Raw genomic sequence first — 601 nt, forward strand, 5'->3', positions numbered from 1 at the left:
CAAACCCACCGTCATCCTCGCCCACACCGTCAAGGGCTACGGCCTCGGACCGAGGTTTGAAGGCAGGAATGCCACGCATCAAATGAAGAAACTGACGGTTGAGGACCTCAAGGACTTCAGGGATTACCTGCGCATTCCCATCTCAGATGAACAGTTGGACGCCGATCCGTACCGGCCTCCCTACTACCACCCGGGATTCGATGCACCCGAGATTGCCTACCTTCTCGATAGGCGAAGGGCACTGGGCGGCGCTGTTCCTGAACGCCGGGGCGGACACCAGGCCGTGGAGCTTCCGGACGCGAAGTCCTACGAGGTGGCCAAGCGCGGCTCGGGCAAGCAGATGGCCGCCACCACCATGTCATTTGTTCGCCTGCTCAAGGACTTGCTGCGCGACAAGAAGTTCGGGAACCGGATTGTGCCCATCGTGCCGGATGAGTCCCGTACGTTCGGCATGGACGCGTTCTTCCCTACCGCCAAGATCTATAGCCCGGCCGGCCAGAACTACCTGTCGGTGGACCGTGACCTGGTCCTGGCCTACAAGGAATCCCCCGTCGGCCAGCTGATCCACCCCGGCATCAACGAAGCCGGCGCCGTTGCAGCC

The 601-nt window shown here is 61.9% G+C and carries 1 pseudogene; it reads left to right on the forward strand.

The annotated features are described in order from the left end of the window. Positions 1-601 (forward strand): annotated as a pseudogene (locus VXJ37_RS21060) (pyruvate dehydrogenase (acetyl-transferring), homodimeric type); the annotation flags it as partial.

Source organism: Pseudarthrobacter phenanthrenivorans (assembly GCF_036455295.1).
Lineage (GTDB): Bacteria > Actinomycetota > Actinomycetes > Actinomycetales > Micrococcaceae > Arthrobacter > Arthrobacter phenanthrenivorans_C.